This window comes from Amycolatopsis thailandensis, assembly GCF_042723255.1.
Classification (GTDB): Bacteria; Actinomycetota; Actinomycetes; order Mycobacteriales; family Pseudonocardiaceae; genus Amycolatopsis; species Amycolatopsis thailandensis.
This window is the reverse complement of record NZ_JBHXJK010000001.1, coordinates 159,685-176,158: the sequence shown is the minus strand read 5'-3', so window position 1 is coordinate 176,158 and position 16,474 is coordinate 159,685. Positions and strand designations below refer to the sequence as shown.

Annotated in this window: 20 protein-coding genes; 13 read left to right on the top strand and 7 right to left on the bottom strand. The window is 68.8% G+C overall.

Going from position 1 to position 16,474, the window contains the following annotated elements:
* Positions 1–122: 122 nt before the first annotated feature.
* Positions 123–902, bottom strand: coding sequence for a deoxyribonuclease IV (locus ACFWMR_RS00835; protein WP_093939257.1), 780 nt, complete (start codon positions 900–902; stop codon positions 123–125).
* A 120-nt stretch (positions 903–1,022) separates the two neighbouring features.
* Between ACFWMR_RS00835 and ACFWMR_RS00830 the strand changes: the two genes are divergently transcribed.
* The 12 genes from ACFWMR_RS00830 to dnaB all read left to right on the top strand — a co-directional run bounded on the left by ACFWMR_RS00830 (position 1,023) and on the right by dnaB (position 12,112).
* Positions 1,023–1,826: a hypothetical protein gene (locus tag ACFWMR_RS00830; protein ID WP_378375816.1), complete on the top strand. Its 804-nt coding sequence runs from the start codon at positions 1,023–1,025 to the stop codon at positions 1,824–1,826.
* Positions 1,827–1,960: 134 nt separating this feature from the next.
* Positions 1,961–2,860, top strand: coding sequence for a hypothetical protein (locus ACFWMR_RS00825; RefSeq protein ID WP_378375814.1), 900 nt, complete (start codon positions 1,961–1,963; stop codon positions 2,858–2,860).
* A gap of 118 nt (positions 2,861–2,978) precedes the next feature.
* A complete protein-coding gene (locus tag ACFWMR_RS00820; RefSeq protein ID WP_378375813.1) occupies positions 2,979–3,860 on the top strand; it encodes a hypothetical protein in 882 nt (293 codons plus the stop codon).
* A 78-nt stretch (positions 3,861–3,938) separates the two neighbouring features.
* Positions 3,939–4,262 (top strand): 30S ribosomal protein S6, encoded by a 324-nt coding sequence (rpsF, locus tag ACFWMR_RS00815; protein WP_005168119.1) that lies wholly within the window; start codon positions 3,939–3,941, stop codon positions 4,260–4,262.
* Between the two features lie 17 nt (positions 4,263–4,279).
* A complete protein-coding gene (locus tag ACFWMR_RS00810) occupies positions 4,280–4,789 on the top strand; it encodes a single-stranded DNA-binding protein (RefSeq protein WP_020632569.1) in 510 nt (169 codons plus the stop codon).
* Positions 4,790–4,872: 83 nt separating this feature from the next.
* Positions 4,873–5,121 carry a 30S ribosomal protein S18 gene (rpsR, locus tag ACFWMR_RS00805; protein ID WP_005168122.1) on the top strand — a complete coding sequence of 83 codons (249 nt, stop codon included), beginning with the start codon at positions 4,873–4,875 and terminating at the stop codon, positions 5,119–5,121.
* Positions 5,122–5,133: 12 nt separating this feature from the next.
* Positions 5,134–5,589, top strand: a complete 456-nt coding sequence (rplI, locus tag ACFWMR_RS00800; RefSeq protein ID WP_020632570.1) for a 50S ribosomal protein L9 — start codon at positions 5,134–5,136, stop codon at positions 5,587–5,589.
* Positions 5,590–5,753: 164 nt separating this feature from the next.
* Positions 5,754–6,164 (top strand): hypothetical protein, encoded by a 411-nt coding sequence (locus ACFWMR_RS00795; protein WP_378275628.1) that lies wholly within the window; start codon positions 5,754–5,756, stop codon positions 6,162–6,164.
* On the top strand, positions 6,164–6,763 hold the full coding sequence (locus ACFWMR_RS00790) for a DUF3558 domain-containing protein (protein WP_378375811.1): 600 nt from the start codon (positions 6,164–6,166) through the stop codon (positions 6,761–6,763). Before ACFWMR_RS00795 ends, ACFWMR_RS00790 begins: the two co-directional genes overlap by 1 nt.
* 3 nt (positions 6,764–6,766) lie before the next feature.
* On the top strand, positions 6,767–8,128 hold the full coding sequence (locus tag ACFWMR_RS00785; protein ID WP_378375809.1) for a PPE domain-containing protein: 1,362 nt from the start codon (positions 6,767–6,769) through the stop codon (positions 8,126–8,128).
* 97 nt (positions 8,129–8,225) lie between these two features.
* Positions 8,226–9,023 (top strand): ESX secretion-associated protein EspG, encoded by a 798-nt coding sequence (locus ACFWMR_RS00780; protein ID WP_093935150.1) that lies wholly within the window; start codon positions 8,226–8,228, stop codon positions 9,021–9,023.
* Positions 9,024–9,499: 476 nt separating this feature from the next.
* Positions 9,500–12,112 carry a replicative DNA helicase gene (dnaB, locus tag ACFWMR_RS00775; protein WP_378375830.1) on the top strand — a complete coding sequence of 871 codons (2,613 nt, stop codon included), beginning with the start codon at positions 9,500–9,502 and terminating at the stop codon, positions 12,110–12,112.
* Between the two features lie 18 nt (positions 12,113–12,130).
* On the opposite strand, the gene ACFWMR_RS00770 is transcribed toward dnaB, so the two are convergent.
* The gene (locus ACFWMR_RS00770; protein WP_378375807.1) at positions 12,131–12,964 is read right to left on the bottom strand and encodes an enoyl-CoA hydratase/isomerase family protein; all 834 of its coding nucleotides are present in this window, start codon (positions 12,962–12,964) and stop codon (positions 12,131–12,133) included.
* A 122-nt stretch (positions 12,965–13,086) separates the two neighbouring features.
* Here ACFWMR_RS00770 and ACFWMR_RS00765 point away from each other — a divergent pair, with 122 nt between their 5' ends.
* Positions 13,087–13,467, top strand: a complete 381-nt coding sequence (locus ACFWMR_RS00765) for a winged helix-turn-helix transcriptional regulator (RefSeq protein ID WP_378375805.1) — start codon at positions 13,087–13,089, stop codon at positions 13,465–13,467.
* Between the two features lie 7 nt (positions 13,468–13,474).
* On the opposite strand, the gene ACFWMR_RS00760 is transcribed toward ACFWMR_RS00765, so the two are convergent.
* From ACFWMR_RS00760 to ACFWMR_RS00740, 5 genes are read right to left on the bottom strand one after another with little or no spacing between them, the layout of a single operon-like run.
* Positions 13,475–13,825 carry a hypothetical protein gene (locus ACFWMR_RS00760; RefSeq protein WP_093935146.1) on the bottom strand — a complete coding sequence of 117 codons (351 nt, stop codon included), beginning with the start codon at positions 13,823–13,825 and terminating at the stop codon, positions 13,475–13,477.
* Positions 13,826–13,839: 14 nt separating this feature from the next.
* Positions 13,840–14,340, bottom strand: a complete 501-nt coding sequence (locus ACFWMR_RS00755) for a TetR/AcrR family transcriptional regulator (protein ID WP_378375803.1) — start codon at positions 14,338–14,340, stop codon at positions 13,840–13,842.
* Positions 14,341–14,396: 56 nt separating this feature from the next.
* Positions 14,397–15,179: an alpha/beta fold hydrolase gene (locus ACFWMR_RS00750; protein ID WP_378375801.1), complete on the bottom strand. Its 783-nt coding sequence runs from the start codon at positions 15,177–15,179 to the stop codon at positions 14,397–14,399.
* A gap of 2 nt (positions 15,180–15,181) precedes the next feature.
* Positions 15,182–15,778: a TetR/AcrR family transcriptional regulator gene (locus ACFWMR_RS00745; protein ID WP_378275638.1), complete on the bottom strand. Its 597-nt coding sequence runs from the start codon at positions 15,776–15,778 to the stop codon at positions 15,182–15,184.
* A gap of 46 nt (positions 15,779–15,824) precedes the next feature.
* Positions 15,825–16,460, bottom strand: a complete 636-nt coding sequence (locus ACFWMR_RS00740) for a DUF3159 domain-containing protein (RefSeq protein WP_378375800.1) — start codon at positions 16,458–16,460, stop codon at positions 15,825–15,827.
* Between the last annotated feature and the right edge of the window lie 14 nt (positions 16,461–16,474).

Below are 16,474 nucleotides of genomic sequence, written 5' to 3'. Positions count from 1 at the left end.
CGTCCGGAATCCTCCCCCGTCGACCACTGGCCTCCCGTACAAGCCCACCCCGGCGCCGAGACGCACCAGGTCACCCCAGTGGGTAAGCAAATACGAGTCCGCTAAGGAGGCCTTCACGGACTTCAGGCGGAGGCGACGCGTTCGCGGAGGTACGCGATGTCGGCGGCCTGGCCCTCGGCCGGGGTTTCGACGATCACGGGCGCGCCCGCTTCGGCCGCGACCGCGGCCAGCACCTCGGGGTCGATGGTGCCGTCGCCGCCGACGACGTTGGCGTGCCGGTCCCGCGTGGAACCGAACTCGTCGCGCGAGTTGTTGAGGTGCACCAGATCGATCCGGCCGGTGATGGCCTTGACCTTCTTGACCGCCTCGGTCAGGTCCCAGCCCGCCGCGTACGCGTGGCAGGTGTCGAAGCAGAATCCCGCGCCGAATTCGCCGACCTTGTCCCAGAGCCGGGCGATCGTGTCGAGGTCGCGGGTCATCGCGTTGTCGCCGCCCGCGGTGTTCTCGATCAGGATCGGCACGGCGAAGCCGCCCTTTTCCTGTTCACGCTCGAAAAGCTTGCGCCAGTTGACGAGACCTTCTTCGACGTCTTCCGAGGAACCGACGTGACCGCCGTGCACGACGAGCCCTTTCGCGCCGATTTCGGCCGCGCCGTTCGCGTGTTGCGTGACGTTCTTCCGCGACGGGATGCGGATGCGGTTGTTCATCGACGCCACGTTGATCAAATACGGCGAGTGGATGAACACCTCGACCGGCGACTCTTTGATCGCTTCGCCGTGCGGGTGGGGTTTGGGAGCTTTCCAGCCCTGCGGGTCGGAAAGGAAGAACTGGAGGACCTCGGCTTCGCGTTCGGCGACCGCGGAGAGGGGATCGTCGTCGCGGACATGGGCACCGATTTTCATGCTGGCAACTTACCCTCGCCGCTTTTTCCCCGGCGCGGGCCGGATGGTCACGCTCGTGGGGTAGCGTGAGCGCGTTCCGTTAAAACCGCGTTGGGTCTTGAGGGGCGGAGGACGAACTCGATGGGGAAGACTGCCGGGCGGATCACGGCACTGGGTTTCGCGCTTTCGGTTTCGGCCGGGCTCGCGTTCCCGACGTTCGCGATGGCCGCCGAGCCGAATCCGACCCTTTCCGGCGAATGCGCGTCGACGCTGCAGAACGAGAGGACCGCCGACGGCCTCGTTCTCGACGCGGGCGCCCCGCTCAACTCGCCCGAGGCACTGACGGTCGGTTTGGACTCCAAGGCCAAGACAGCCCAGGGACGCAAGCCGCTGCTCTCGCTGCCGGTCGGCGATCTGGTCAAGGCGACCGGCCTGACCGACAACGCGGTCGGCGATGTCGTCGCGAAGGGCGTCTGCCCGACCGCACAGGGCGCGGTGAACACGGTCGGCAACCTGACCCAGGGCATCGCCAAGGAGGTTCCCGGACTCCCGGAGATCCCCCCGAACGACCCCGAGCCGCCGAAGCCCGAGCCCCCGCAGCCCCAGCCCCCGAAGCCGGGTCCGGGTCAACCCGGTGGTCCGGGCACCGAGCTCCCCGTCGAGTCCGGCCCTGGTTCCTCCACCGGTATCGGCGGCGACTCGATCGCCGGTGTCATCAGCAACGCCGCGCTGCTCCCCGGCAACTTCGTCCAGGCGCCGGTGATCACCGAGATCATCCCGGGCGAGGTCCCGCCGCCCACCGTCGACGAGAAGGACACCGGCAACGCGCAGGCCGTCCAGGCTCCGGTCACCCCGGCCAAGCTGCCGCTGCTGCTCGCGGTGCTGGCGCTGGCCGTGGTCGCCGCCGCTCTGGTCCGCGCCTGGCTGCGAGGCAAAACCGCCTGACCTTCACCCGCAGTGACCCTAGGTGACGCCCGCTTCCACTCGAATGCCTGACCTCTTCGAGCGAGCGGGCGTCACTTGTCTCCATTAGCGTCGTTATGCGGGTAGGTGACCCCGACGACGGAGGAGTCGAAGGCATGCGCGAACGGACACGGAGGGCGACCGCCCTGGGTGCCTCGGCCTTCATTCTCGCGGGCTCGGCCGCCCTCGCCATGCCAGGCACGGCCGCCGCCGCCGAGACCAAGACCGCCGCCTGCGGCGGATCGGTGACCGCCAAACCCGGCGACAAGATCGTCGGCAAGACCCCGCTGCTCGGTATTCCGATCAACCTCGGCACCGCCGGACCGGTCACCGGCGTGCTGACCGGCACGATCGACGCGTTGCTCGGCACGGTCTGCAGGGTGACGGTGACCGTGGTGAACGCCGTCGTCGCGCCGGTCCCGGTGATCGGCGAACCCGCCGCGGAAGCGCTCAACGGCGCCGTCACCGGCACCACCCAGGCGCTCACCGGCGGCGGCAAACCCGCCCCCGGCACACAGCCCCAGCCGCAGAAGCCCGGCACCGGCACGCCCGGCACCGGCAACCCGCAGACGGGCGGCCCCGCCGGCACGCCCGCGCAGGGCGGCACTCCGGCCGGTGGCGGCATCCCGGCGGCGAACAGCCCGCTGCTGCCCGGCACCTTCACCCCGAACTTCGGTGGCCTGCCGTTCGGCATCAGCACGGGCTACGCCCCGATGCGCGACTACAGCTCCATCCCGATGGCGACGGCCGGTCTCTTCAGCCCGTCGCCCGGCATCCGGTACGGCGGGCAGATCCCGGGTTACGCGCCGCAGTTCGGTATCGCCGCCGAGGGGGAAAACGCGGCGGGCAATCCGGACATCCAGAATGCGGGACAGGCCGAAGCGCTACCGAATGTGAGCAACGGATTCACTCAGGACGGGAAACTGCCGCTGCTGATCGCCGTTTTGGCACTCTCCGGAGTCAGCGCGGGCCTGGTCCGCACCTGGGTCCTCCGCCGAATGGCCGCTACAAGTTAGTCCTACCGCCTAGTATCTTCTTGGTCACTCCCTCGTTATCCCCGTTGGCAGTGCTTTTCCCGCTGGTGAAAACCAGGCGCACTGCTTCACGCCCCCACCGACCCGGAGGATCGCGCTCGTGCGGAAGACCACCATCTGGCAGACCACCCGCAAGGCGCTCACCGTCACCGCACTCGCGACCATGGTCACCGGTGGCGCGCTCTTGACGGCGGGCACCGCCTCGGCGGCCACCACGCTGGCGAACGCGTGCAGCGGCACGGTCAACGGCGGGATGGGCGACACCGTCGCGATCACCGGCACCTCGGTCAAGGAGCTGGTGCGGGCGGGCGCGAAGGAAGCGGGCACGCTGGCCCTCTACGACGTCGCCGCGAACGACATCGCCAAGGTCAACAAGATCGAGCTCGGCACGGTCCCGCAGGCGGCGGGCGGCACGGTCGAGGCGAAGGCGATCGGCGCGGCCGTGCGACAGGCCGTCAAGGAGACCAAGTCCTGGGGCCTCGGGTTCAACCCCGAGAAGACGCTGGACAGCATCGAGCACAAGGTCACCGGCAGCTGCGGCCTGACCACCGTCGCGACGAACTACGTCGCCCCCACGCTGCCGGCGCCGAGCACCACCGCCCCGCAGCAGGGCGGCACCGGCGGCGCCGCGAACGGCGCCCAGCCCAACACGAACCTGCTCCCCGGCGGCAGCAACGGCACCGGCTACGCCCCGCCGCGCGACTACGGCAACCTGCCGGTCGCGCAGCCGGGTGTCGCGGTGGCGCCGGGCGTGCGTTACCCGGCCAACAGCCCACTCCCCGGTGAGGACGCCCCGCAGTACGGCACGGACGGCCAGGCCGGACAGGGCCCCGACGTCCGCAACGCGGGCAACGCCGAAGCGCTCGCGACCGACGGCATGCCCGGCGGCGACGTCCAGCTGCCGATGCTGCTCGCGGTGCTCGTCCTCGCCGGCGTGACCGCCGCGCTGGTGCGCACCTGGGTCCTGCGTCGCGTCTCCTGACCGCCAGGTAAGCTTACCTGGACAAACCCTCCTGCCACGGACAGTCCGTGGCCGCGAGCCCATAGGAGGTGAGTGGTTGTGTCACGCCATTACGAGGTAATGGTCATCCTCGACCCCACGCTCGACGAGCGTACGGTCGCCCCGACCCTGGACAACTTCCTCAACGTGATCCGCACTTCGGGCGGAAGCGTGGAGAAGGTCGACGTCTGGGGCCGCCGCCGCCTTTCGTACGAGATCAAGAAGCACGCCGAGGGCATCTACGCGCTCCTCGACCTGAACTCGACGTCGGAAGCGGTCAAGGAGCTGGACCGTCAGCTCTCGCTGCAGGAGACCGTGCTCCGCACCAAGGTCATGCGCCGCGAGATCAAGCCGGCCAAGCCCGTCGCCGCCGCCAAGGCCTGAGCCGAAGGACTTTTCCGATGGCTGGAGACACCGTCATCACGGTGATCGGCAACCTCACGTCCGACCCGGAGCTTCGCTTCACCCCTTCCGGTGCGGCGGTCGCGAACTTCACCGTCGCGTCCACCCCGCGCACGCTGGACCGTCAGTCCGGTGAGTGGAAGGACGGCGAGGCCCTGTTCCTGCGCTGCAACATCTGGCGTCAGGCGGCCGAGAACGTCGCCGAGTCGCTGACGCGTGGCGCGCGAGTCGTCGTGCAGGGGCGCCTCAAGCAGCGGTCTTTCGAGACCAAGGAAGGCGAGAAGCGCACCGTCGTCGAGCTCGAGGTCGATGAGATCGGCCCGTCGCTGCGCTACGCCACCGCCAAGGTGAACAAGGTCAGCCGTGGCACCGGTGGCGGTGGAGGCGGCGGCTTCGGTGGAGGCGGCGGTGGCGGCCAGTCCGGCCCGCCCGCCGACGACCCGTGGGGTTCCGCCCCGCCCGCCGGTGGCGGCGGTGGCGGCGGTTTCTCCGACGAGCCGCCCTTCTGACCAAGGCAGGTGCGTCCACCGCGGGCGAAAGCTCCGCGAGACGCCTCGAGACAACCACTACGTAGAAATCCAGGAGTAATACCGTGGCCAAGCCACCCATCCGCAAGCCCAAGAAGAAGGTCTGCGTGTTCTGCAAGGCCGAGAAGAAGGGCCGCCCGGAGAACATCGACTACAAGGACACCAACCTGCTTCGGAAGTACATCTCCGACCGCGGGAAGATCCGTGCCCGTCGCGTGACCGGCAACTGCAGCCAGCACCAGCGTGACATCGCCATCGCGGTCAAGAACTCGCGTGAGATGGCGCTGCTGCCCTACACCTCGACCGCGCGCTAAGGAGGCACGTCAATGGCGAAGATCATTCTCACCACCGACGTCGCCAACCTCGGTGGGCCCGGCGACATCGTCGAGGTCAAGGACGGCTACGCACGCAACTACCTGCTCCCCCGCGGCTACGCCATCGTGGCCACCAAGGGCGCGGAGAAGAACGTGCGCACGATCAAGCGGGCGCAGGAGAGCCGTCGCATCCGCGACCTCGACCACGCCAAGGAGATCAAGGCGACCCTGGAAGGCCTCGGCGCCATCCAGCTCAGCGGCAAGGCGGCCGAGGGCTCGAAGAAGCTCTTCGGTTCGATCACCACCGGCGAGATCGTGGACGCGATCAAGGCCGCGGGTGGCCCGCTGCTCGACAAGCGCGTCATCGAGCTGAAGGACCACATCAAGACCGTGGGCAAGCACTCGGTCGGCGCCCGCCTGCACCCCGACGTCCGCGTCGACGTGCGGCTCGAGGTCAAGGCCAAGTAACACCGCTTCAAGCACAGGGCGGGACGTCTCCATTCGGAGGTGTCCCGCCCTTTGTTTTACGGGGAACCCCACCCCGCCGGGCCACGTCTTAAGCTTGACTGGGGATCAAGGCATTATCGAGACTCGACGTCGAGGCACGGGGACTCAAAGGGGATCTGGAACCAATGGCTTACGACAGCAACGCCGAGCGGAACCGGCAGGAGAAGGTCGCGGTGTCCGCGCCTGCCAACCCGGATAAGCCTTCGTCGACGTCGGGCGGGGGCGGCGGCGGGTTCGCCTTCGACAAGGACAAGATCGACGGCATCATCAAGAAGTGGACGGACCTGCAGGTCGAGCTCAAGAAGGACTTCGCCGACGCGAACCTGATGGCGAACGTCAAGGCGCCCGGCAAGGAGTTCGCGAGCGGCGACTGGGAGAAGCTGGCCAACCCGTCGGGCAAGGCGTTCCTGGAGCAGAACCAGAAGATGCAGGACTACGTCAAGAACTACATCGACCAGCTGACCGCCGCGAAGCAGAAGATCGCCACGAACGAAGCCGAGACGCAGGCCTCGCTGAACAAGCACAAGGCCGTGTGATGCGCCGTTCCCTCGTTCTCCTCGTCGCGGCCGGCGCGCTGGTCGCGGGCTGTTCGGGCACCAAGAACGGCACCGCCGGCTCGGACCCGTCCTACACGACCGGGGCCGGTTCCTCCAGCGCGTCGAGCGGCTCGTCCGGCTCCGCGCCCAAGGTGTCGAGCCCTCTGAAGACCTCGTCGATCGAGACCGACGCGTGCTCCGCGCTTTCCGCGGCCAAGCGGTCCGAGCTCGGGCTGGGCGAAGGCGAGCGGCGGACGACGAGCGTCGGACCCGGCTGCTCGATCTTCGCCGCCGAAGACCGGCTGAACCAGATCGAGATCAGCCCGGTCCTCGCGAACAAGAACGGCCTCAGCGACGTCTACGACACGAAGGCCAACGACGCGTACTTCGAGGAGACGCAGGTCTCCGGGTACCCGGCGGTCTACGCCGCCGCGCTCGACGGCCGCAAGAGCGGCAAATGCGGCCTGTTCGTCGGCGTGACCGACCAGCTGGCCGTGAACATCCTGGTGCAGTACGACAACGGGCCCGGCGCGAGCGATCCGTGCCCCGTCGCGCTCAAAGTGGGGGAAGCGATGATCCAGACGTTGAAGGAGGGCTGACGCGTGTTCCTGCTGCCGATCATCGCCGGGTACTCGGCCTACAACCTGGCGACCACGAAATCCGGCGACTTCGAAGCGTCGGGCGGCGATCGCAAGATCGATTGCTACAACATCTGGGAGAAGATCGTCACCGGTCCGGGTACCGGGTCGATCCAGGAGGGGCAGGCCGCGGCGACCCGGCTCAAGGCCGGTTACCAGGACAGGCTGACCACCATCGACAACCTGTCGAAGGAGATGGACGCCGCCTGGACCGGCAAGAGCGCCGAAGCCGCGCAGCAGTCCGGCGCGCATCCGCTGCGGGCGTGGATGGACGACTCCGGCAAGAAGCTGGTGGACTCCGACAAGTACCTCGGCGAGCAGAACACCGCGTTCACCACGGTGAAGGCGAAGGTGCAGCAGGTCCCGAAGGATCCGCCGAAGAACAACCTGCTCAACTCCATCACCCCGTGGACCACCGACACCGACCGCGCGATCCGGGACTACAACTCCAAGGGTCAGGCGAACGTCGACGCGTTCAACGAGTACTTCAAGGCCAGCTCCGAGAACGGGAAGGGCCTCCCCACCTACAACAAGATGGAGGGGCAGAAGTCGAACGTCGACGTCAACGGCGGTGGCGGCGGCAAGGACAAAGACAAGGACGGCAACGGGAACGGCCAGGGCGACCGCAACGGGAACAACGGCATGCCGGGCATCTCGACGCCGCCCGGTTCGATGCCGCCCGGCGGGATGCCGAACGTCCCCGGTGCGAACATGCCGGGCATCGGCACCCCTCCGGGGGCGAACATGCCAGGGGCGAACCTGCCGGGCAGCAACATGCCGGGTATCGGTGGACCGGGCTCGAACATGCCGGGCGCGAACCTGCCCGGCGGGCAGTACAACCCGAACCTCCCCGGCAGCAACTACAAGCCGCCGTCCTGGGACGACGGGACGAGCGCGTCCGGCTACACCCCGCCGAAGATCCCCGGCGCCGGTGGCTTCGGCCCGGGTAGCGGCGGGGGCGGCGGTGGCGGGGCAGGCTTCGGCGGAACCGACATCCCGGGTGCGGGCGGCTTCGGCCCGGACGGTGGCTTCGGCCCCGGTGGCGGCGGGTTCGGTCCCGGCGGCGGCAGCGGCGCGGCCATGCCCGGCAACGCGGGGGCGATGGGCGGCGCCGGCATGGGCGGCGGTGGCGCGGGTGGTTCCGGCGCCGGAGCCGGTCGCGGCGCGGGCGGGATGATGGGTGGCATGGGCGGTATGGGAGCCGGTGGCGCCAAGGGGAAGGGCGGCGAGGACGAGGAGCGCAGCTCCAAATTCCTGGTCGGCGACGACCCCAACGAGATCTTCGGAACCGACGAACTCACCGCACCGCCGGTGATCGGGGAGTAATACGAACAACCAGGCCGGGCGCGTGCCAAGATTGGGGCCGCGCCCGGCCTGTCTCGTTCCGGGCTGGACGAACATGAACGACTAGGGGGCAGTTCCGGTGCTGGACAAGCAGGTCACGATCACGACCGGCACCCTCATCACGCTGATCCGCCGCCGTGGCGGCGAGCCGCACACGATCCTGTCGGAGACGCCGACCTGGTACGACGAGGGCGCGCAGCGGGCCGAGGACGAGCGGACCAACGAAGAGCTGGCGAGCCAGGGGCTCTTCGGCGCACGGGGCCTGCACCCCGGGTTCAAGGCGACACTCGAAGCGATCGCCAGGCCGTCGCTGGAGTACTACGGCTGGGTCGACGGCGGTTTCGAAGGCAAAGCGCTGAGCTTCACCCTGCTCGCGGGGAGCGCGGGTGGCGAGGGCTTCGTCCTCGCCCGCCACAGCGAGCACGACGGCGTCGCGCTCGCCTCGGTGCGGCCCGAAGAACTGCTCACCGAGTTCCTCGACCAGATCCCGAAGCTCGCGCCGGGGCGTGGCCGTCCGGTCGCCGTCCCGAAAAGTCAGGTCGAAGCCCCGCGCTCGTCGTCGACAGCGCAGGACGAGGGTTTCGAGGTGCTTCGCAGCGGTCGCCAGAGCGCCGGGAGCCAGGAGGCGGACGAGCTCCGCCGCATTCTCGCGTTACGCCGTTTGGGTAGCGGCAGCCTGTATGTCGCCGCTCGCGGCCGGAGCGGCGCGCGGCAGCGGATCGAACGCCCGGTGAACTACATCGATACGACCGAGGGCCGGTGGCTGACCGAAGAGATACCGGGGAGTGGCGAGCCGAGGATCGCCTTCACACCCGCCGACCAGCAGGTTCTCGGAGAACGACTACGGAGCGCACAGGGCAGGTTGTTCGCGTCCTGAATTCCGTGCCGTTCAGTCCACCGGGTCATCCCTCTACTCTGCGTGGCATTCATCCACAGGGCACCCCTGTGCGCCCTCGTGCGACACGCCGAACGACGTGTTTCGCCCGACACGCCGGATAGACTTGAATGAAGTTCTCCACAGTGTCTCCACAGGCTCTGACCAGCACTTTTGTCAGACCACCCCACCGTTGCCCACAAGTTGTACACAGGCTACGGGTCACCTGTGAAGGGATGCCCGCAGTCATCCCCAGGTTATCCACAGGGCGGTCCCCAGGCGAAATTGCGCTGGTCCTTTCGGGGGGCCTACCGTGCCCGTCGGGCCGGTACGCACCGTGGTGGTCGTCCGGTCCCGAGGTGGACGCAGGGGAGCGCCGGGAGCCGGGGGAGGGCGGCCGGCGAGCACAGGCGGAGTGACCGGGGAAAATCTGGCATAATCGAACGCGTGTTCGATGTCTTGAGGAGGTGGCAGCAGCGGTGGCGCTGACCGACGACCGCAATCCGATGTACTCGGAGTCCGACCCGGGTCCCAGCGACCCCGGTCCGCGTGGCGGCGAATACGACCGCCAGCCTCCGCAGGACATCGCCGCCGAGCAGTCCGTGCTCGGCGGCATGCTGCTGTCGAAGGACGCCGTCGCGGACGTCATCGAAGCCCTCGGACCCGACGATTTCTACCGCCCCGCACACCAGGCGATCTACGACGTCGTGCTCGATCTCTACGGGCGCGGCGAGCCCGCCGACCCGATCACCGTCTCCGCCGAACTGGAACGCCGAGGCGAACTCGGCCGCGTCGGTGGCGCCCCGTACCTGCACACCCTGATCGCGACGGTGCCGACGGCGGCGAACGCCGGGTACTACGCGGAGATCGTCTCCGAGAAGGCGGTGCTGCGGCGCCTGGTCGAGGCGGGCACGCGGATCGTGCAGTACGGCTACGGCGCGGCCGCGGCCGACGGCGCGAACATCGACGAGGTCGTCGACCGCGCGCAGGCCGCGATCTACGACGTCACCGAGCGGCGCACCAGCGAGGACTACGTCGCGCTGGAAGAGCTGCTCCAGCCGACCATGGACGAGATCGACGCGATCGCGTCGCGCGGCGGGCAGTCGCAGGGCATCCCGACCGGGTTCGCCGACTTCGACGATCTGACCAACGGTCTGCACCCCGGCCAGATGATCATCGTCGCCGCGCGGCCCGGTGTAGGGAAGGCGCTCGCGCTGGACACCCCACTGGCCACGCCCGACGGCTGGACGACCATGGGCGAGGTCCAGCCCGGCGACAGGCTGATCGGCGCGAGCGGCCGTCCGACGACCGTGGTCGCCGCGACCGACGTCATGGACGGCCGTCCTTGCTACGAAGTCGAGTTCTCAGACGGCACGGTGATCCTCGCGGACGCGGAACACCAATGGCTGACCGACACGAGGGCGTCCCGCCGTTCGACGGGTGGTCCGGCGGTGCGGACGACAGAAGAGCTGGCGAACACACTGCGGTGCGAGACCGCGGATCGACGTGCCAACCACTCGATCGGGACCACGGCTCCGCTGCAGTTGCCCGAGCGCGATCTCCCGCTCCACCCCTACGCGCTCGGAGCCTGGCTGGGTGACGGCCATTCGGCCAGCGCTCGCTTCACCACGGCGGACCCGGAGATCATCTGCTATCTGGAAGCGGAAGCCGGGCTTCTGGTGGAGCGACGCGGCGAACTGTCGTACACCCTGCGGCTGGTCCCCCCGGACCCGGTGGAATACCGGCGTTGCGAGGTGTGCGGGGAGCCGTTCCTTCCCCATACCTCCCAGGTGCGGACTTGCGGCCGGTCCTGCGGTGGCAAGGTGCGTTTCCAGAGCGCTCCGGTGCCCGCGCCGACCTGCCCCGACTGCGGGCGCCCGTCGACGGGCATGCGCCTTTGCCAGGCCTGCCGCAACGAACACGGCAGCGTGCAGGCGATTCTCCGCACGCTCGGCGTACTCGGCGACAAACACATCCCCGTGGACTACCTGCGGGGGTCCGTCAAACAACGCCGTGCGCTGCTTGCCGGACTGCTCGACACCGACGGCACCGTCAATCATGCCGGCGCGGTCCAATTCGCCGTGACGAACAAGGTGCTCGCCGAACAGACCCGGGAACTGATCGTCAGCCTCGGCTACCGCTGCGCGCTCACGACCAAGAAGGTCAAGGGGCGCAGCGAGGAGACCTCGACGGCGTACATCCTCGGCTTCACCACCCAGGACCGGGTGTTCTGGCTGCAGCGCAAGCACCTGCTGCAGAAGGAACGGCTCACCAACGTCCGCGTCCGTCCGCACCTTCGCTACATCGTGGACGTCCGCCCGGTGCCGTCCGTTCCGGTGCGGTGCGTGGAGGTCGACGCGCCGGACCACCTGTATCTGGCCGGACGTTCGATGGTGCCGACCCACAACTCGACGCTCGGGCTGGATTTCGCGCGTTCGGCGTCCATCAAACACGGTCTGACCAGCGTGATCTTCTCGCTGGAAATGAGCAGGACCGAGATCGTCATGCGCATGCTCTCGGCCGAAGCGCGGATCCGCCTGGCGGACATGCGCGGTGGAAAGATGTCCGACGACGACTGGACGCGGCTCGCGCGCCGGATGAGCGAGGTCTCCGAGGCGCCGCTGTTCGTCGACGATTCGCCGAACATGACGATGATGGAGATCCGCGCGAAGGCCCGGCGGCTGAAGCAGCGCAACGACCTCAAGCTCGTCGTGCTCGACTACCTCCAGCTGATGACCTCGGGAAAGCGCGTCGAGTCCCGGCAGCAGGAGGTCTCGGAGTTCTCGCGGCAGATGAAGCTGCTGGCCAAGGAGATCGAGGTCCCGGTGATCGCGATCAGCCAGCTGAACCGTGGTCCCGAGCAGCGGACCGACAAGCGCCCGATGCTCTCCGACCTCCGTGAGTCCGGCTCGCTGGAGCAGGACGCCGACCTCGTCATCCTGGTCAACCGGCCCGACGCCTGGGAGCGGGACGACCCGCGCGCCGGTGAGGCGGACCTGATCATCGCGAAGCACCGTGCCGGGCCGACGGCGACGATCACCGTCGCGCACCAGCTGCACTACAGCCGCTTCGTCGACCTCTCGCACGACTAGCCGGAGCTGGCGCGCTGATCAGCCCGCCAGCCTGCGGAGCAAGCCCTCCAGATCGCGTTCGCCGTCACGGGTCTGGGCGCCGTGGGCCAGACCGGCCCGGATCAGCCGTTCGGCCGCGGGCCGGACGAACTGGCCCGCCCAGGCGTCGTGTTCCCGCCGGTAGCCCTCGGCCAGATCGTCGGGGGCGATGGCGTGTTTCGCGGCGGCGATCACGCCATCGGGCAGTGCGGCGATGTCGCGGGCCAGGCGGTCGACGACGTCGTCGAGCTCGTCGGCGGGAAGAGCCCGGTTGACCCAGCCGTAGCGTTCGGCCGTCTGCGCGTCGTACAGGTCGGCGCTGAGCACCGCCTCCAAAGCGCGATTGCGGCCGATCCGGCCGGCGAGATACTGGGTTCCTCCGCCTCCGGGGACGATTCCCATGAGGGCCTCGATCTGGCCGAGTCCGCCCGTGCCGATCGCCGCGAACGCCATGTCCGCGGCCGTGACGAATTCCGCCCCTCCGCCGCGCGCGAGGCCGGCGAGCTTGACGATCGTCACCTGAGGCTGGTGCCGCAACAGTTCCCCCAGCGCCTGGAAGACGTTGATCCCTTCGGGTACCTCGGCCGCGAGTCCGTCGAAGGCGTCCGGCGCGTCGACCAGGGACATGTCGACGTGGGCGATGAAGAACTCCGGGTCGGCGCTGTCGAACACGATCACCCGGGCCGAGTCGTCGTCCCGCAACGCGGTCAGCAGCCGACGGAGGTCCGTCATGAGCGTGACGTCGAGGACGTTGACGGGTGGGTTGTCGAGGGTGACGCGGACGATGCCGGCCTCGCGGCTCACTCGCAGGGTCGCGTAGGCGTCGTGGTGCATTCAGCTCTCCGATCCGTACCTGGCAGGCATCTAGGTTCCTGATGTATACCTAGGTTCCGGCGGGGATCGATCACCGTCAAGAACGCACTTTGGGCATCTCAAGGATCGCGGAGGATACCGGTATGGCCACTTCCGACGCCGATACCGGCACCGTGTACCGGGCCGACTGCCCGAGCCGTCCGATTCTCGACCAGATCGCCGACAAGTGGTCGATGATGACGATGGCCGTCCTCGAAAAGCCTCGCCGCTTCAACGAAATCAAACGCCGCCTCGAAGGCGTGACCCAGCGGGTCCTGACCCAGACCCTGCGCCGGCTGGAACGCAACGGGATGATCGAGCGGCGGGTGCTGCCGACGTCCCCTGTCGGGGTGGAGTACTCCCTCACCCCGCTCGGCGAATCCCTTCGGGAGCCGTTCGGGCGGCTGTACGACTGGACGGTCGCCCACACCGACGAGATCCAGAAGTGCCAGCAAGGCTACGACCAGCGGACCCGCCCGAGCTGAAACCTTTTCACCGCAGTGCCTTCTCGACCAGCGCGACGGTCGCGCGCGGATCGTCGACCTGGAGGACCAGCCGGGTGTAGCGCTCGTCGGCGAGTTCGATCACGACGGCCTTCGACGGGTTCTTGACGTCCCAGAAGACCTTTTCGCCGTCGAGATGGAACGTGCCCGCGGTGATCACCCCGGGCAGGTGGGCACCGGGCGCCCGGATTCCCTTGGGGTCGGCGGCGACTCCGGGGTCGGCGGTCGCGCCGCGGACGTTGGCCAGCGGGATGGTCAGGCTGCTCTTCAGGGCCCAGAGCTTGTCGAGACCTTCGATCACGACGACGAGGTCTTCGCCGTCGATGGTGACCAGTGCCATGTCTGTTTCCCTTTTCAGTCGAGCGGATCGAGGCGTTGGGTGAGCGCGGTGCCGACACCGTCGGGGTCGCCGCGCAGGAGGAGGCCCAGCGCGGCGGCCGTGAGCGCGGCGGCCAGGGCGGTGGGGATGCCGAGCGCGTCGGCGATCGCCTGGTCGACGGCGGCCAGCCCCGCGGCGACCTCGGTGGCCACCTCCTCGTCGGCCGGCGCTCGTTCGACAGCCGCGAGCAGCAGCAGTCCGAGGTCGGCCGACGTGACGAGCCGCAGCGCGGTCGCGGCGTCCGTCGCCGCGGCGAGCGCTTCGGCCAAGGGGCGGACGTCGTCGGCGAGATGGCGGCGCAGGGCGACCAGGTAGAGGCCGCGCTTGCTGCCGAACGTCTTGTACAGGCTGTTGCGGTGCACACCGAGGTGGGTGACGAGATCGTCGACGGACACCCCGTCGTACGCGCGACCACCGAACAACCCGACGGCGGCGCGCACCACCTCGTCCTCGTCGAACGCCCTTCGCCTGCCCATGCCACGACGATAGACTTTTGAGGAACGATCAGTCAAGAACGAGCGTTCCTCAAAAGTCAGGCGCCCAAGAAGTCGACGACGTCCTTGGCGAAGCGGCGGTCGGTCATCACGGTGTGGTGCCGCCGCCCTTCGTAGATCTCGAGTTCGCCGTGGCGCACTCCGCTCGCGACCCGTTCGGCGAGTTCCGGCGGGTAGAGGACGTCCCGCGAGCCCGCGATCACCAAGGTGGGGGCGGTGATCTCGCCAAGACGGTCTTCGATGTCGAAGGTGTCCTCGGCGCGCAGCATGGCCACCATTCCGCTCGGGTCCGCCGGGCGGCCGCCGGTCAGCCCCAGCAAACCGGCCATCAAGACGCGTCCGAGCCGGGAATCCGCGACCGTGGGCGCCAGCGCCTTGGCCGCGGCGCGGTATCGCCCGGCGGCCAGCAGGTCCGCGTACTCGCGCTGGACGCGACGGCCGTCCGGTCCGAGACGGACGCCCGCGGCCCCGACCACCAGCCTTCGCACCAGGCCCGGATGGTCGGCGGCGAAGTGCAGCGCCAGACACCCGGCCGTGGACAGGCCGAGCACGTCCACCGGGCGATCGAACCGGGCCCGCAGCTCCTCGGCGTGGTGGGCGGCGAGATCGGCCATGGTGACGCCGGGTTCGAGTCCGGGACGGCGGCCGACCGCCAGCACGGTGAAGCGCGCGGCCAGCGGCTTGAGCGAGCGCGCCTCAGCCCACCGGGCGGCCCCCGTGGGGTTGGCCGAGTCCGGCAGCACCGTGCGGAAGACCACGAGGGGCCTTCCCGTTCCGAACTCCAGGTAGGCGGCGCCGCCTGCCAGTACCCCTTCGCGCACGCTCACTCCTTGGTCAGCCCTGTGGCCACGATGTCGATGAGCCTGTCGAGCACGGCGGGGTAGCGCTGTTCGCCGAGGTCCTGGCGATGCATGGGCAGCAGCAGTACGGCCTGGAGCACCCCGAGCAGTTCGTCGTCGTCGACCTCGACGAGCTGCCCCTTGCCCCTGGCCGCTTCCAGGAACCCGGGCAGCGGCAGCATCCGCTCCGCCCTGGCCATCTCCTCCGGGCCCATGCGCCGGGCCACCGCCCGCATCTCCTCGGGATGGGTGACGAGCCGCCGGTAGAGCGGGTTTTCGTCCAGCATCCGCACGGTGGCGCGCAGGAAACCGCCGAGGGCGGCGCGCGCGTTTTCGGCCTCGTCCAGCACCTCCGCCAAGCGTTCGTGCAGCTGCGGGGCCTGCCGCAGCATCAGCTCCAGATAGAGCGCTTCCTTGGAATCGAAGAAGGCGTAGAAGCTGCTCTTGGCGATTCCGGCGGGGTCGACGAGATCGTCCAGGGAGGTCTTGCGCAGACCTTGGACCGCGAACAGCCGACGTCCGGTGTCCAGGAGCAGCTCGGTGATCCGGGCGCGGTCCTCAGCGCTGAACGGGGTCGGCATCCCTGCTCCTGTGCACGTATGAACAGATTAGTTTTATGTTCATAGCTTACGCCACCGTTCGCTCGCGCAGAATCCGCCAGCACAGGTAGACGCAGACGCCCGCCGCGGGCGCGCCGCCCAGCAGCGTCGCGGCGATGCCGAGCGGGACCACCGCTTCGGCCAGGTACAGCGGCACCAGCACCGCCGCGGCGATGGCGAATTTCGCCAGGAAAACCGCCGTGCACAGGTAATAACGCCGACGACGGGAGCGGTCGCGCCGCCAGGCGGAGCGTTCGCCGCGCACCGTGCCCAGCACCACTCCGACGATCGGCCGGCGCACCAGCATGGACAGCAGGAACAGCACGCCACCGGCGGTCTGCGCGAGGACAACGGTCAGGTAGAAGTCGACGGCCTGTCCGGATTTCCCCGCGAGCAGCGCCGACACACCGACCACGATCAGCCCGATCGCCGGCTGCCAGACCTTGCGGTCGGTGTACAGCCGCACGACGGCGAACACGAGCACGCCGCCGACGGTGATCAGCGCGGACGTCGACACCTTTCCTGTCGCCAGGTACGCGACGAGGAACAGCGCTCGCGACGCGACACCTTCGGCGACCGTGCGCCAGCCGCCCACCGCGTCGAACAACGACACCGACTTCCGCGTCAGCATGTCGAGCCCCATCGACCCCACCCCATTCTTCATCGCCTGATGAAGAA

Excerpts from the sequence above, each read along its gene's own strand:
- ACFWMR_RS00795 (WP_378275628.1), top strand. The coding sequence starts at position 5,754 with ATGGCTTACGACAGCAACGCCGAGCGGAACCGGCAGGAGAAGGTCGCG.
- ACFWMR_RS00740 (WP_378375800.1), bottom strand. The coding sequence starts at position 16,460 with ATGAAGAATGGGGTGGGGTCGATGGGGCTCGACATGCTGACGCGGAAG.
- ACFWMR_RS00835 (WP_093939257.1), bottom strand. The coding sequence starts at position 902 with ATGAAAATCGGTGCCCATGTCCGCGACGACGATCCCCTCTCCGCGGTC.
- ACFWMR_RS00745 (WP_378275638.1), bottom strand. The coding sequence starts at position 15,778 with ATGCCGACCCCGTTCAGCGCTGAGGACCGCGCCCGGATCACCGAGCTG.
- ACFWMR_RS00790 (WP_378375811.1), top strand. The coding sequence starts at position 6,164 with ATGCGCCGTTCCCTCGTTCTCCTCGTCGCGGCCGGCGCGCTGGTCGCG.
- ACFWMR_RS00830 (WP_378375816.1), top strand. The coding sequence starts at position 1,023 with ATGGGGAAGACTGCCGGGCGGATCACGGCACTGGGTTTCGCGCTTTCG.
- ACFWMR_RS00825 (WP_378375814.1), top strand. The coding sequence starts at position 1,961 with ATGCGCGAACGGACACGGAGGGCGACCGCCCTGGGTGCCTCGGCCTTC.
- ACFWMR_RS00770 (WP_378375807.1), bottom strand. The coding sequence starts at position 12,964 with ATGCACCACGACGCCTACGCGACCCTGCGAGTGAGCCGCGAGGCCGGC.
- rplI (WP_020632570.1), top strand. The coding sequence starts at position 5,134 with ATGGCGAAGATCATTCTCACCACCGACGTCGCCAACCTCGGTGGGCCC.
- ACFWMR_RS00760 (WP_093935146.1), bottom strand. The coding sequence starts at position 13,825 with ATGGCACTGGTCACCATCGACGGCGAAGACCTCGTCGTCGTGATCGAA.
- ACFWMR_RS00810 (WP_020632569.1), top strand. The coding sequence starts at position 4,280 with ATGGCTGGAGACACCGTCATCACGGTGATCGGCAACCTCACGTCCGAC.
- ACFWMR_RS00765 (WP_378375805.1), top strand. The coding sequence starts at position 13,087 with ATGGCCACTTCCGACGCCGATACCGGCACCGTGTACCGGGCCGACTGC.
- ACFWMR_RS00755 (WP_378375803.1), bottom strand. The coding sequence starts at position 14,340 with ATGGGCAGGCGAAGGGCGTTCGACGAGGACGAGGTGGTGCGCGCCGCC.